Here is a 14,349-nt window from a genome sequence, read left to right on the forward strand (position 1 = left end):
ATGCCGTTCAATTCCGCAAGACATTCTTTAGGAAATTGAAAGAATTTACAGTTAAATTTACGCCGTGAAGTTATGATGGAATGCTCCGGAGAATCCATTGCTTCAATTTTGACAGGACGGCCTCCAATTTAACGGAAAGTTCCCGGATATGGAGCAGGCGGAACAAGACGCTCCGGACGGAGTCGATCATGCTGCATGCCAGGTAGATGCCCAGGCTTGCCCCCAGCGCTCCCGCGGCCATGATGTACCAGGGGGAATCCTGCAGCACGGCAAACCGTCCCGTCATCAGATGGCGTCCCACAAGCGGGTTGTCGTGAATGAGGTAAACGGCAAAGGAAAGAGGGGCGAAGAAGGAAATCAGGCGGATGGCCGTTCTGCTGGTGATCCGCATGCGCGCGCAGGCCTGGAGCAGGAAGAAGGAGCACAGGCAGCAGAACGGCGCCGTATAAACGGCAAAGAGTTTTTCTGAAATGCCCTGCCGGAAGGGAAGGTAATCCCATCCCAGCATGCCCGCCGTAGCCAGAAGGCAGCAAAGTAAATAATAAAACACAGGCCGTTTTAACGCGCCCCATAACTGGAAATGGCTGATGCAGCCTCCCGCAACGTACAGGCAGCCCAGCCAGAGGGCGCTGTATCCGCCATGGGTGAGCCAGTCCTCATTTCCGGAGATGGTGGACAGCAGGGAGAAAATAATGAAGATCAGCAGGCAAAGCCATTTGGCGGATTCCCTGCCAAGGGAACGGATGAGCGTATTCAGGAAAGGAATAAGGAAAAACAGGACGGCGTAAGCCGTAAAGTACCAATAGGCCTTGCGTAGAACAGGAAAGAAGGCCTGAAACATTCCCTTAAGGTTTACGCTTCCCGGTACGAGCCATTTAAATAAAAAGGTTATTACAACGGTGTAAAAGAAAACCTGAAACCATAAATTGATAAAACGGGAAATGCGGTGCGGCACCCTGATGCCCACATACCCTGTAATAAGCGCAAAACTGTTGACCGCGCAGAAGGCGCTAAGTTCAAGAAACCATGAAACCGCGTAATTGGGAGTTCCCAGGGTGTTGTTGTCCAGATTGCCCGCCTCCCCCCATTTGAGCACGTGCATAAGAACCACAAAGAACATGGACAGGCATCTGAGAAAATCAAGGCCGTAGTTCCTGGAGTGGGCGGGGCCCCCCATGGGCAGCACCAGGGGCGCGGAGTTTTCTTCCTCTGCCCGCATTTCTTTGCGGCGGTTCATTGGGCTGCTTCCTTCTCGTCTGCGGGGTTTTTCGCGGCCGCTTCCACGGCCCGCGCCAGGAATTCCTCCATCGTGAGGTTTTGACGGACGGCGGTCTTCATGGCAAGGTTGAGCACCCTGTTGCTCAGGGGAACCGTGATGAGGGAGGAAACCTCACGGGCGGCGCCCACGGATTCCTGGCCGTCCATGAAACGCCTGATGAGGATTTGGGCGTGGCGGGAGAGTTTTTTCCTGACAAAATAATTGTCAATGGCGCTTCTGTTCATGCCAATGGCTGAAGCCAGGGCGGAGCGGCTGACATGGTTTTCCGCCATCCAGCGTCCCAGCTCCAAAATATCCACAAGAGGTTCGTCCATGTGGGGTACTTTGCTCATTGTGATAATGAATCAAAGATTTTGAGGTGAGTATGATTGGAAATCGCTCAATGAATGTATTTGTTGGACACAATAAAGGATGGATGCTGTCAATGAACGCGGCTATTTCATGGGAAGGAAGGTATTTTTTTGGACGGGCCATCTGCCTTCCGTCCTTTTCTGGGGTCTTTATCCGTTGAACAGAAATGAATAAAAACCGTCGGCAGCGTTTTTGCTGCGGCTTGCAATCCTTGTTTGCCGCGTCAGGGCGTTTCCTGTTCTCCGGAATTTTATTGCTTGAATTAAAGTTTCCGTGCACGTTCAGATTCTGCCCTGCCGCATTTGCAGGGAGGACGGAGGCCTGGCGAGAACGCGTCCGGAAAAAGGTCCATGGGATAGCAAGGCTTCCCCGGAGGGGAATGGCCGTGCCGCACATTAGTTCATGCATGTGCCTTGCAGCAGTGCGGACGGGCTCGCATTCTTCTCTTGCGAAAGGAATGAGGAGCTCCAGGCTGGAACATGGAAACAGCTGGAAGCTGCGGCGAGGGTTTTAATGGGCATTTGCCCTTTAAGCCGCCGATTTTCCTGACGGCCGTTTGACATGGGCCAGATACGGGAGCAGGAACGGGGCAAAGCGTTTCAGGGCAAAATAGAACAGGACAATGGCCGTGAATGCCAGCAGCGGCATGAACAGGGCGAACGCGCCGAATTTCATGGAGGAAGGCAGGAATTTGTAAATGGGCATGTGCAACATGAATGTCAGGAAGCAGGCGGGGGCCAGCAGGGCTATTCTGGCGGCCACGCCGGGCAGGCGCTTTTCCATCCAGATGCCTGCATACATAATCAGCATGACTCCCAGCAGCATGCCCGCGACCGTTTCCGTCCACAGGGAGAGGATTCCGGCGGAGTGCAGCAGAATCATTGCGGAGGAAACGAGGATGCTTACGCAGAAGACGATGCCGAATTTTTTGTTCAGCACCAGATGGATGTCGTCAATCCGGCGGGAGCTGAGCACGACGCCCAGCAGGTAGAAGGCGCAGGCTCCTACGGAGAGCGTCACCAGGGGATCGGGAGCCATGTTGCAGAAGGAGAAAAAGAGGAGCAGGGCGGGCAGCAGCAGTATTTTGATGCGGGCCAGTAGCGGCGTCAGCAGAGTGAGGATGATGATGTCCCGCAGGAACCAGGAGGGGCCGATGGGGGGAACACAATGAGGCTCGCTCCCGAAGGGGAAGAGGTCCATGCCCGGCAGGAACACGTCCCGGATGCCGAGCAGGTCCGCAAACTGGAAGGAACTGCCGCCGTGGAGGGAGAGAAAGAGCAGGTAGAGCACGTTCCAGAACATGTACGGGATGAACAGCCATAAAGCCCGGTCCATGGCTTTGCCCCAGGTGATGTTCCTTGCCAGGAAATACCCGGCCAGTACCAGGAAAAAGGGAACTGGGCCGTTGTAAAACAGATGGATTCCCGTTGTCCTGAGCAGGGGGGAGGACAGGTGGATGTACATGATCAGGAGCGCTGCAAGCACTCTTGACACCTCAATCCATACGACACGTTTTTTTGATGGTTCCATGCAGAGAGAGTTTGGCTGCGGCGGGAGACGGCATAATGTGGGAAAGAAAAAGCTACTCCCCTTGTCTTCAGTGGCCGGCGCTTTTTCTTGATCACTTGTGAATGGTCAGAATCTGCCGGACGGGTTTCCGGGGAGAGACGGCCAGGCTGAACCGTTCCGGACAATCCCCGCAGGCCAGGATGCAGATGATGTTTTCATGGGTGGGAATGGGGACAAGCGTTCTCATCCATGAATCCAGGGCCGGTGTAACGGACCAATTCAGGATGCAGTGTGCCACCTGGTTGGCGTGCAGCGCGTAACAGAGATTCATCAGGAAGATGCCTGCATTGGTATAAAGGTCGTTGCGTTCTTCAGCCCAGCGGATGTCATGGAGATCCGCCGTGATGACCAGAAGCTTGTCCGCCAGGTTTCCAAATCCTCTGTTTCCATTCTGGAGGGAAAGTATTTCCCTCTGGGTCTGCTTGTCGCAGATGCAGTGAACGCGGGTATGTTGCCTGTTGCAGGCGGAGGGGGCGCTGCGGGCTACGGAAACGGCCCGTTCAATCTGCTCCAGGGAGACGGTTCCGCAGAGATGGCGGACGGAATGCCTGGATTCCGCAAAAACGGGGAAGGGGGCGGAGATGTCCGCAAAGTACTGTTCCCTGGTCATTTCCAGTTGTTCGGCCTCCTGGGTATCAGGGTAGTCCGCCAGCAGGCTGTCCAGCTCACGCTGCAAATCCGGTTTCAGGGGGAAGCCTTCCGCCCGGTGAAGAGTCTGGTAAGTCTTCAGTACGGACAGGGCATGCTGGAAGGCGGGTTCCCGGACGTCTTCCGTTTCCGCGTAGGAGCGTAGCAGGGAGATGAGATTAAGGATCACGTCATGGCCGAAGCCCAGCCTTCTTTCAGGCATGGTCAATCCCTTTTCCACAATATGGTAGGCCATGATGACGGCAGCATTTTTCTGCTCCCGTTCCTGCTGGTGGAAGGCTCCGGAATGCCTGGAGAAACGATTCCGGTCATAGGCGTACAGATGCCTGATTTTAAAACGGGTGGAATACTTGCAGCCCAGGTATTGGAGGCGGCGGCGGATTCTGGGGAACAGTTGAAGAATATTCATGGATGGAAGTGATGGGGGGAAGGGGTGGCGGCCAAGCAGGAATCAGGCCCGGTTCAGGATGGGAAGGCGTTTTTTAATTTGCTGGAGGACCATCGTTTTTTCCTGCCGGGTAAGCCCCGCCAGGTAGATGAGCGCCGGGGAGACCAGGCAGGAGAGGGCCAGGCAGATGAAGCGTTCTCCCGGCACCCCTTTCAGCAGCAGGAAGAGGCCCCAGGTGGCCGCGCAGATCATCAGGACGACGGCCGAGGTTCTGAACACCACCTGTTTCATGAAGGCGCGTACGGAGAACGGGAGCATTTTTTTCAGCAGCACCAGCCTCATTCCCAGCGCCATGAGCGTTAGGAGAATGGAAACCAGCAGGAATGAAATGGGCGCGCCGCCCCACTTGAAGATGAGGTAGCTCAGGGGAACGTTAAGCAGAAGCAGGGTGCCGACGAGCGTTTGGTAAAGGGCTATTTTCCCCGTAGCCAGCAGCACGGTGATGATGTAAGTGGCGTAGCATTCCATCAGGATATTGGCCAGGAGGAGGATGGTGAAGATGTTCGTGTAAACCGGGATTTCCTTGAGCCAGAGGGACAGGATGAAATCAATGTTGAAGCACAGCGGGATGATGAACACGGCCAGGAGGAAGAAGCTGTAGCGCGTTCCATTGAAGACGAGCTTCCACATGTGCCCGTAGTCGCCGGAGGCGTAGCTCTTGATGATTTGCGGCTGCATGGCGCTGGAGAAGCTCCCCATCAGGGCCGTTACCCCGGTGGATACCTGGGAAGCCACGGCCTGGGCCGCGTTGATGAGCACCCCGAAGAAGAGGTTGATGACCACGTTGATGCCGGCCCCTTTCAGAAGCCATGCCACGGACCCGAACAGGTTCCAGGAGTAAAACGCTCCCATTTCCTTGAGGAAGGGCTTGTCCAGAATAAGGCGGTAGCGGCAGCTCGGGTAATGCCTCCGGCAGTAGAAAACGTAGAAACCGCTTGAGGCCACGGTGAGCAGGAAGCAGTACCCCGCAAAGTAAATCAGCCGGTCTATGGGAACGTAGTACAGCAGGATCACGCAGACGACCCTGACCACGGTCAGCGTGATGTCCACGGACGCCAGAATGCGGAAATTCTCATGGGCCGCCAGCGTGGCGGAGTACGCTACGTTAAGCACGCTGACCAGGAAGGTCATCAGGGAGAGCTGGTAAACCCAGTTGACGGCCGTCATGCGGTCCGCGGGAAAGACCATGTGGTAGTTGACTGCCCACAGCCCCACCGTTTCACCCAGAATGAAAATGACCAGGGCAAAGAGGAACAGGATGCTCAGGGAGGAGGAGAAAACCTTGTTCAGCTTTTCATGGTTGTTCCTTCCCAGCTCATAGGTGATGAACCGGCTTATAGCCGTATTCAGGCTGCCGTTGAACAGGCCGAAGAGGGCTACCAGGCTGCCCACCACGTTGTAAATCCCGTAATCCGCTATGCCCAGGGCATCCAGCGTGAGACGCGAGGTGTACAGCCCGATGAGCAGGTTGACCAGCGAGCGGGAATAGAGCAGTACGGTGTTGCGCGCAATGCGCCTGTTGCTGTTTTCTTCAGCCATGGAGGGGAGAGGGGGTGCATTGTTGAACGGCATTCCGGAGGAAGTTCATGGAATGGCGGCGCAGGGCTTTCAGGTTCCGGTCCGTAGCCTCCCAGTTGACGGGGCGTTCCAGTTGCGCGCTCATGGAGCCCTGTTCCGGGCGGTATATCCTGTCCTCCAGGCCCAGGGCTTCCAGCAGAGAGAAGACGCGGGCATTCTGGATGGCCGTGTGCCCGTTCTGGAGGATGGTCAGGAAGGGCTTTTGCATGATGATGGCGAATACCGTCCCGTGGAATGAATTGGTGATGACGCAGGAGGCCTCCTGAAAGGCCTGCAAAAATTGGTAGGGGTCCGGGGTGATGGCGTATTTTTCAGGAATGCAGCGCTCTGCTCCCTGGAGGGGAATCACATGAAGAGGGGCGCCCATCCTTTTACCCACGGCTTTTACCTGTTTCCATGGCAGTTGGGAAAGGTTTTCAATGTTGAGAAAGTAGCCCAGTACGCAGGGGGCGGCCAGGTAGGGGGGACGGCCTTCCAGCAGTCTGCCATACTCCCGGCGGTCCAGAAGCAGGGTGGGGTCCAGCACCACGTCCACCTTGTCCGCCCCGGCTTTCCGGCAGATGTCCACTCCGTTTTTTTCACGCACGGAAATGGCGGCAAACCTGGGTAATTCCCTCTGCGCGTGCGCGAACCATTCCGGAGCCTGCTCTCCCCACGCGGCGCTGGCGGCATACGCAATGCGTCTCCCGGGAGGAGCGAAGTCCAGGAGTTTTTCCGGCTCGCAGGAGGTCCATATCTGGTCGCTTCCCGCCAGGTACAGGTCAAAGTCCAGTTCTTCCGCATGGAGTTCCCCCGGACGGAAGACCGGGGGGAGGCTGCGGATTTCCTTCTCCAGAAAGGCGTCGAATGGCGGCGTTTTCAGGGATGTTTTTCTCCGGACGGCAAGAAGACGCGCGCAGCGTGCAAGGAAATGAACGGGATGGTGAAGATAGTAGGCCAGCTTCTGCCGGGCGGAGGGTGGAGCGGGGACGGGGGGCAAAGCCGGCAGTTGCTTGATCAGCGCGGATTGAATGGACATGCGGTCCAGCACGCGCTGCATGGCGTACAATTGCAGCAGGGAGCCGTAATTGCGCGTGATGAAAGAGTAATGAATGGTGATGATGCCTATCTTCATGGGCGTCAGCTCTGGAAGGGTTTTCCGATTCCGTGCAGCAGGGACTGGAGCCGCGTTCCGATGCCCGCCTGCATTCTCCAATGCCGGAACATCAGGCGCAGGGACGTCATTTTTTTCCCCTTCCGCAGATAGCTTGAATAAGGAAAGGACGTGCTGCCCAGGATGGCCGCGCGGTCTTCCCGCGCAAGCCGCCGGATGGCCTGACCGTAAAAGGTTTTTCCCGCCAGCGCCCTGCGCAGCGTGCCCGTGACGCGTTCCCGGCGTTCTTTTCCGGCCAGTTCCCGGGGAACGCACTGGTACAGGTGGTAAATGGTCCTGATGGAATTGATGAAGTCCGCCGTGCTCATTCTTCCGTTCATGAGGTTGTTCATGATGCTGCTCTCATGGCCCGCCCGGTAATGGTACAGGGGGCGCGGAATGATGGAGATGCGGCTGCTGTGGCAGAGCATCCTGGTGGAGAATTCCATGTCTTCGGAAACCTTGAGGTTCGGGATGAAATGAATCCCGTTCCGTTTGACGGTTTCCGTTTTGAAAAGCTTGGCCCAAACGGATACGTCCACCAGGGAGGAGCCGGAAAAGGTCTCATTGGTGACCGGGCATTCCGGAAGATTTCCAAGAGGGCGGTGGGGAGTCTCCGTATAGGCGTCTTCCCGGTTTTCCCGGTGAATGAAGATGGAGCACACTGCCATGTCCGCGCGGCTTTCTTTCATGGCGGCCAGCAGGCATTCCAGCGCGTCAGGTTCCATCCAGTCGTCGGAATCCATGAACGTCAGGCAGGGCGCGGAGGCCAGTTCCATGCCCAGATTGCGTGCCGCGGATACGCCTTCATTCCGCTTGTGGATGATTTTGAACCGCGCGTCCCTGGCGCCGTATTCATCCAGAATGGCGCCGCTTCCGTCCGGGGAGCCGTCGTCAATGCAGATGCATTCCCATTCCTCCACCGTCTGGCTGAGGACGGAATCCAGGCATTGGCGCAGGTACTCTTCCACCTTGAAGACGGGAATGACAATGCTGACGAGGGGCTGAAGCATGGGGACAGGAAGAAATGCTGGCGGGGGTTATCCGTTCCGCACCTGCCGGGCGCAGGAACAGGGTGCGGCAGGGACGCGCAGGCCGCAGGCATTTGCCGCGCCGCCGCTTGATAGAGGGTTCGTCATCCGGGCTTCCGTCTTGATGTTATTCATGTGGAAATGTGCTTTTTGCCGGCCAGCCAGTTTTTAAAGGTGCGCCCGTAATTTGATTTGAGGAAAAAGTAAAGTACCAGGGGCAGGTTGGCAAGCGTCGCGTATTTTTTTAATGCAGGGAAAGACTCCCGCCTGATTGTTTGTTCATGCTCCGGGTAGAGGGTTTTTATTCTGCCTGAAATGAGTTTATAGTTTGAATAGCAGAGCCTGAACAGGACGAGCAGGCTCCTGCTCCGGAGGAAGTAGTTGCTGCTGTACGGGGAACGCCCGTCAATGCAATTGCTTAAGTTCAGGACGGCGTGAAGGGCGTTCATGTAATCCTCCAGAGGCATTTTCCGGTTGAAGAAGTTGCTTGTAACGCCTGTTTCCCCGTTGGTGAAGTATTGATAAAAAGGCTTGTTGATGACGGTTACGGAGGTGCAATGGCAGAAACATTGAGCCGTAAAATAAAGATCTTCCGCAAATTTGACTCCTTCCGGGAATTTTATCTTATTTTTTACCAGAATTTCCTTTTCATATACCTTGCCCCAGCAGGCCGGAATATTATTGTTTGCTACAAAGGGAACGCCTGAGGAGAAAGAGGCCGTGGAATCTTCCGGCATGGGGCTTACCGTGGGGGCCAGAAAACCCTTCCAGTCCGCATCCAGCAGATGGGCCCCGAAGACGATGATGCCGGGGGAAGAGTCCCGGATTGCCTGCCGGCAGCATTGAAGGGTTTCCGGAAGGAGCTCATCATCCGCATCCACAAACATCAGGTACGGGGCCTGCGCCAGTTCCATGCCCAGATTGCGGGCTGCGGATACGCCTTCATTCCGCTTGTGGATGATTTTGAACCGCGCGTCCCTGGCGCCGTATTCATCCAGAATGGCGCCGCTCCCGTCCGTAGAGCCGTCGTCAATGCAGATGCATTCCCATTCCTCCACCGTCTGGCTACGGATGGAATCCAGGCAGGCCGCAAGGCGCTTTTCATTCCGGTAAACCGGGATGATGATGCTGAACAGGGGATGGCGTGTGGCGGGGTTCATGAATGGGGCGTCTGGAAATTCAATGGGACGAACGGGGAAACAATGGGATTACCGGGATGGAGCCAGGGGGCAGTACATCTTCTCTTTGAAAAACAGGAACCTGCTCCAGCCCAGCGCGTCGCATAGCCTGGTGGCTGCCAGACAGCCGGCCAGCACCAGCGTTACGGACAGGAGGGCAAAGCAGATTCTGCTGGAATCAAAGGCCAGGACCGGGGCCAGCGGCTTGCACAGGAGCGTGAAGGCGGGGGAAAAGATCACGATGGACAGGGAGTTCCTGCCCAGGTAGGTGAACAGCCGCCGGACGGCCTTTCCCGCGGGGTCATACGTCTTTACCAGAAAGCTGAGCGTCAGCATGCACAGGCACAGGGCCGCCATGCTGTCCCTGGAGGGGAGGGGGAAAAGCAGGAAAAGCACGGTTACGGGGACCACGGCCCACAGGGTGGGGAAGAAGCATTTCAGGATGGGAACCCCTGTTATCCGGAAAAAGGCCCCAAGCAGGAAATAACTGACGTGAATCATCTGGAACGCCGGGTTAAGCCAGGAAACCGCCGTCAGGACGGCGGCGGATATGGCCAGCCGTGCCGGAGGGGAGAGCCGCGGAATGCGGGAGACGAGATAATAAACGCCCAGGCACACCACCAGAAGATAGAGGTACCAGTACGTTCCCGCCGGGGCCAGCAGCAGCGTTTTCCAGAAGGCCGTGAACGCTGGTTCCAGGCGGTTGCTGGCGGGAATGGACGCCGGAAGAAGGGAAAGAGCCAGGTAATAAAGAGCTTCAAACACCAGGTACGGAACCAGGATGCCCAGCCACGTTTTCAGGAACCGGCGCGGAGCCTTGTCCGTATTGGCAAAGAAGCCGGACAGGATAATGAACCCGGACATGTGGAAAACGTACACGTACCGCGTGACGTCCAGGTAGTATGTGGAGAACCAGGACAGGTGGAAGAGAACCATCAGGGTAATCAGGATTCCCTTCAGGTAGTCCGCCTGCGGAATCCGCTCCCTGCCGGGCGCGGCGGCGGGTGCGGGGATGGAACTGTCAAGGGCGGCTTGCATGGCTGGATAAGGGAAAGAGAGAGGAGAGGAGGGAGGGCACGGCGTTAAAGGTGCCTTGTTTTCAGCAGGAGATGGGCCATGCGGTACCTGCGCGCGGCCAGCAGGCGGCAGACCAGGTGGAAGTACGGGCCGCACAGGCGCAGATCTGCCTTGCGCGCGGCCAGCCCGCTGGAAAGGAAGTCCCGGAACACCGCTTTGCGGGCGGCGTAGGGCTGCTGCCGGAGGGCGTGGAAGATTACGTTGATTTTTTGCAGGATGTAGCCTTTGACCACGGGAACGTCTTCCTGCGGGAGGGCTAGGGTGTCCGTCCACGCCAGGAATTTGGCCGCCAGCACGTCGATGTCCTGCACAAGGTTGAAGCGGCTGCGCTTGGCCGCTCCGTTTTCCTCCTCATGGGCGCGGTAGTGGTAGAACGCCCTTTTCACCAGGCTGATGCCCGGCGCGCAGGAGGAAAGGTAGTCCAGGACAAACTGGAAGTCTTCAAACACCACCGCGGAGGCATTGAACCGGAGGCCGTTTTTTTCCAGAAGCTCCGTGCGGAACAATTTGTTGCAGGAGGATTCCATGTCCAGGCTGGTCAGCAGGTAGCGCAGAAAGGTTCCCGTTTCCTCCGCCGGGATGTACTGGTCCCGGCTGGGCAGCGTGGTTTCCGTGCGGATGAGGCGGCTTCCCGCGTGGAAATCCTTGCTGATGCCCCAGCAGTGGAACGCCGCTTCCGGCGTCCGGAGGGCGGCTTCATGGAGGCAGGCCAGCATGTCCGGCTCCACGGCGTCGTCCCCGTCAATAAAGGCGGTCCAGATTCCCCGCGCCCGGGAAAGGCCCGCGTTGCGCGCGGCGCTCACGCCCCGGTTCTCCTGGTGGATGACGGTAAAGCGGGCGTCCGTGCGGGCATATTCGTCCAGAATATCCCCGCACCCGTCCGGGGAGCCGTCATTGATGCAGATGCACTCCCAGTCCTCCAGGGTCTGGCTGCGGATGGAATCCAGGCAGTCCCGGAGAAAGGCCTCCGAACGGTAAACGGGAATGATGATGGAAAAGAAGGGCTTCATGGAAAAGCGTGAATGGAGGGAGTCAGCGCGGCGTTTTGCCGGAACCGTTTTTCTGTTTTTCAAACTGCCTGGCGTCCACGAGGGTTCTGTACCACCACCCCTGCATGAAATGCCACAAAAAACCTTCCCTGCCGTCCAGAAAACCCAGTTTGAAAAAATAGCGGTAGCAGAAGTAGGCAAAGGAACGCCAGAACAGCGGCTGGCGGGCGTAGCGTTCCTTCATGCCGCGCTTTTTCCCGGCCTGCCCGCTGATGCCGGAACCGGAATCCGCCGCGGAAGAGGAAAGGATGTCTTCCAGGTCCGCCAGCTCCCGGGAGGCGTAATCCACGTGCTTGTGCGCCCACCAGCCCAGGTCGTTCAGGTTCTCGTCCACAAAGTCGTGTTCAAACTCCACGGCATGGCCGCGGCTGAGCCGGATGTGCTCGTCCATGTAGCGCTGCTCGCATCTGGCGGCTCCGTGCCGGAACAGGCGCAGCAGCTTGACGGGGTAAACGCCGTGCTTCATCCAGCGGCCCAGGAAGATGTGCCTGCGCTTGTGGATGATTCCGGTGACGTCTTCCGGCAGGGCGGGCAGTTTTTCCTTCAGTTCCTCCAGGGCTTCCGGTATGAACCATTCGTCCGCGTCCAGGCGCAGAACCCAGGCGGTCCGGATGGGGCAGTTGTCCAGCGCCCAGTTGAACTGCGGCGCGTAAAGGCCGGGCCATTCGTGCTGGATGACCTGCACCCGGGGGTATTCCCGGCAGATGGAAACGGTGCTGTCCGTGGAAAAGCAGTCAATGACGAAGACTTCCGCGGCCACCGGAAGGATGTTCTCCAGGCAGCGGCGGATGTGCAGTTCCTCGTTTTTGGCAAGGATGATGACGGAAAGGTCAAGCATGGCTCTGGCGTAATGTGCGTTGTTTGATGAACCGTGCCGGGTTCCCGCCCACCACCGTCCAGGGGGCCACGTCTCTGAACACGGCGCTGCGGGCGCCCACCACGGCGCCCCGGCCTACCGTCACTCCCATGCCCACAAAGGCTTCCGCGGCCACCCATGCCTGGTCCTCCACCACGATGGGGGCGGAGATGAGGGCGTGCGCCGGGTCTGAAATATCATGGGAGGCCGTGCACAGGAAGGTTCCCTGGGAGATGACGGCGTGGTTCCCGATGGTGACGGGGGCCTTGTTGTAGATTTCCGTGTCCGGGCCTATGCAGGCGTATTCCCCCATGGAGAGGTTCCAGGGAGCCCAGATTTTACTGCTGGAGTAAACGAGGGAGACGAGCGGTATGTCCGCCCCGAAGAGGCGCAGCAGCAGGTTCCGGGGCACCTTCATGACGTTGGTGACCATCATCCGGAAGAGAGTCCGGTTGACGATGTACCAGCCGTACCGCCTGAGGCGGTGGCTGAGGGAGTAATGTTCCTGGTAACGGGACAGGTTCATGGTGGGGATATGGAGGTTGAATGGTGGAAAGGCGGTCAGGGGCGTGCGGTCCGGACGGCGGAGGGTTCCGTATCCGTCCTGATTCCGGTGGAAAAGGGGCGCAGGGGACCGTCCGCGGACTGCCCGGCCTGCTGGAAATAGACGGCCCGGAACGCGGCTCCCTCCCCTTTGCCCCACAGCGGGGCGTTCCAGGGATGCTCCGGATGGTGGAGGTGGCCCGCCCACAGCCGCTGCATGTTGGCAAGCCGCGCGGGCTCCGTGAAGGCGAGCGTGGGCGCCGCCTTGGCAAAGACGGAAAGGCTGGGCAGCGCGGCCAGCGCCAGGTAGCAGACGCACCATGCGCGCCACCGGCGGGTGCCCAGCGGCTCCACGAAGACGCGGGTAAAGAGGAGGGCCAGGCAGAAGAAGCTGATGCTGGAAGCCTTGTAGCAGAATTCGTTGTAACCGCCCACGGAGCCTATGTAAATAAAGTAGGTGAGGGTCAGGATGGCCAGCGCGCTCCAGAAGAACGCGTCCCTTTTAAACTGCCGGAACAGGAGGACCGCCGGAGCGCCCACTGTCAGCAGCCAGGACCCGGCCAGCGCGCCCCAGAATTTCCAGCCTCCGTGCCGGAGCAGGTCAAAGGGGGAATCCTCCCAGGTCAGGCGGATGCGGTTGTTCCCGTTGCTGCTCATGAAGTAGATTCCCGCCAGCAGGACAAGCGCGCCGCCCGCAAGTACCGTCCAGGAGGAGAAGTACTGCATGGCCGGAGTTTTGGAGGCCAGCGCCCGGATGGCAATGAAGACCAGCAGGCCCACGGACCCGATGGGGGAGACGAGCAGGCACAGGGAGGCAAGAAAGAGCTGGTGCCTGGCCGGGATGTTCCAGGAGACGACCATGGCGACGAACAGCCACAGCAGCGTGGTGTGGTGGAAGGTGTAGTGCAATTGCATGGTGGGGGCCACGCCGCCGAAGAAGGCCAGCACCGTCAGGTAAAGTTCATGGGCTGTCTGGCCCTGCGGGTTGAACAGGTGCACGCTCCATCTGACCACGCCGTCCAGAGGCCCCTGGAACATGAGCAGGACCAGGAAGAGCAGGGCGCCCGTGCGGAATTTGCCCCACAGGACGGTGAGCGCCAGCGCCAGGCCCAGTTCAATCCAGGCGGTCAGGACGTAGCCGGAGATGAAGACGTCCGTGCAGGAGAGGCATTTGCAGGCCAGGGCGGGGGGCAGCCAGAAAGCGAGGTAGTAAATGAAATGGCTGCCGTCCGCATCCACCAGGGGCCAGTCACACCGGATGAGGGTTTCATAAATGGGATTGCGGACGACGAAGTCCGCGTGCTGGAGCGCCACGCCCGTAATGCCGCCCGCCAGCAGCCACAGGAGGGAAAGAAGCAGGGTGCCCAGGTAAACGGCAAGCTGCCGCCGGGTGAAGTGGAGAGGGGAGGCCGGAAGCTTCACGCACAGCAGCACTGAAGCCGCCGCCACGGCCATGGCCGCCGGGATGGAGAACAGGGGCCTGACCCAGCCCAGCAGGAAAAGGATGGTGGGCAGGGCCATGTACGCCACGGCGCAGGAAGCCAGAAGCTTGCCGCTGATGGTGAATACAATGTCCGTTTTTTTCCGTATCTGTTCCATGAGATGGGTGA

14 protein-coding genes are annotated in these 14,349 nt (G+C 58.3%); all 14 read right to left on the reverse strand.

What is annotated here, in order from left to right; translation table 11 throughout:
• Positions 1 to 70: 70 nt before the first annotated feature.
• The 14 genes from HHJ06_RS06495 to HHJ06_RS06555 all read right to left on the reverse strand — a co-directional run bounded on the left by HHJ06_RS06495 (position 71) and on the right by HHJ06_RS06555 (position 14,338).
• Positions 71 to 1,237 carry an acyltransferase gene (locus HHJ06_RS06495; RefSeq protein WP_215428541.1) on the reverse strand — a complete coding sequence of 389 codons (1,167 nt, stop codon included), beginning with the start codon at positions 1,235 to 1,237 and terminating at the stop codon, positions 71 to 73.
• A complete protein-coding gene (locus tag HHJ06_RS06500) occupies positions 1,234 to 1,611 on the reverse strand; it encodes a hypothetical protein (protein ID WP_215428542.1) in 378 nt (125 codons plus the stop codon). The genes HHJ06_RS06495 and HHJ06_RS06500 overlap by 4 nt, the downstream gene beginning before the upstream one ends.
• Before the next feature lie 547 nt (positions 1,612 to 2,158).
• Positions 2,159 to 3,160 (reverse strand): acyltransferase family protein, encoded by a 1,002-nt coding sequence (locus HHJ06_RS06505; protein WP_286010593.1) that lies wholly within the window; start codon positions 3,158 to 3,160, stop codon positions 2,159 to 2,161.
• Between the two features lie 91 nt (positions 3,161 to 3,251).
• The gene (locus HHJ06_RS06510) at positions 3,252 to 4,256 is read right to left on the reverse strand and encodes a nitroreductase family protein (RefSeq protein ID WP_215428544.1); all 1,005 of its coding nucleotides are present in this window, start codon (positions 4,254 to 4,256) and stop codon (positions 3,252 to 3,254) included.
• 42 nt (positions 4,257 to 4,298) lie between these two features.
• On the reverse strand, positions 4,299 to 5,834 hold the full coding sequence (locus tag HHJ06_RS06515) for a hypothetical protein (protein WP_215428545.1): 1,536 nt from the start codon (positions 5,832 to 5,834) through the stop codon (positions 4,299 to 4,301).
• A complete protein-coding gene (locus HHJ06_RS06520; RefSeq protein ID WP_215428546.1) occupies positions 5,827 to 6,987 on the reverse strand; it encodes a polysaccharide pyruvyl transferase family protein in 1,161 nt (386 codons plus the stop codon). Before HHJ06_RS06520 ends, HHJ06_RS06515 begins: the two co-directional genes overlap by 8 nt.
• Before the next feature lie 5 nt (positions 6,988 to 6,992).
• Positions 6,993 to 8,018 (reverse strand): glycosyltransferase family 2 protein, encoded by a 1,026-nt coding sequence (locus HHJ06_RS06525; RefSeq protein ID WP_215428547.1) that lies wholly within the window; start codon positions 8,016 to 8,018, stop codon positions 6,993 to 6,995.
• Positions 8,019 to 8,045: 27 nt separating this feature from the next.
• A complete protein-coding gene (locus tag HHJ06_RS11860; RefSeq protein WP_286010594.1) occupies positions 8,046 to 8,171 on the reverse strand; it encodes a hypothetical protein in 126 nt (41 codons plus the stop codon).
• Entirely contained in the window at positions 8,168 to 9,196 is a 1,029-nt protein-coding gene (locus HHJ06_RS06530; RefSeq protein ID WP_215428548.1) for a glycosyltransferase family 2 protein, read from the reverse strand. The genes HHJ06_RS11860 and HHJ06_RS06530 overlap by 4 nt, the downstream gene beginning before the upstream one ends.
• A gap of 48 nt (positions 9,197 to 9,244) precedes the next feature.
• Positions 9,245 to 10,252 (reverse strand): acyltransferase family protein, encoded by a 1,008-nt coding sequence (locus HHJ06_RS06535; RefSeq protein WP_215428549.1) that lies wholly within the window; start codon positions 10,250 to 10,252, stop codon positions 9,245 to 9,247.
• A 44-nt stretch (positions 10,253 to 10,296) separates the two neighbouring features.
• The gene (locus HHJ06_RS06540; protein ID WP_215428550.1) at positions 10,297 to 11,301 is read right to left on the reverse strand and encodes a glycosyltransferase family 2 protein; all 1,005 of its coding nucleotides are present in this window, start codon (positions 11,299 to 11,301) and stop codon (positions 10,297 to 10,299) included.
• A 22-nt stretch (positions 11,302 to 11,323) separates the two neighbouring features.
• The gene (locus HHJ06_RS06545) at positions 11,324 to 12,178 is read right to left on the reverse strand and encodes a glycosyltransferase family 2 protein (RefSeq protein ID WP_215428551.1); all 855 of its coding nucleotides are present in this window, start codon (positions 12,176 to 12,178) and stop codon (positions 11,324 to 11,326) included.
• Positions 12,171 to 12,722, reverse strand: coding sequence for a putative colanic acid biosynthesis acetyltransferase (locus HHJ06_RS06550; RefSeq protein WP_215428552.1), 552 nt, complete (start codon positions 12,720 to 12,722; stop codon positions 12,171 to 12,173). The genes HHJ06_RS06545 and HHJ06_RS06550 overlap by 8 nt, the downstream gene beginning before the upstream one ends.
• A gap of 35 nt (positions 12,723 to 12,757) precedes the next feature.
• Positions 12,758 to 14,338 carry a hypothetical protein gene (locus HHJ06_RS06555; protein WP_215428553.1) on the reverse strand — a complete coding sequence of 527 codons (1,581 nt, stop codon included), beginning with the start codon at positions 14,336 to 14,338 and terminating at the stop codon, positions 12,758 to 12,760.
• Positions 14,339 to 14,349: the final 11 nt, after the last annotated feature.

The sequence above is a fragment of the Akkermansia muciniphila genome (assembly GCF_018709685.1).
Classification (GTDB): Bacteria; Verrucomicrobiota; Verrucomicrobiia; order Verrucomicrobiales; family Akkermansiaceae; genus Akkermansia; species Akkermansia muciniphila_E.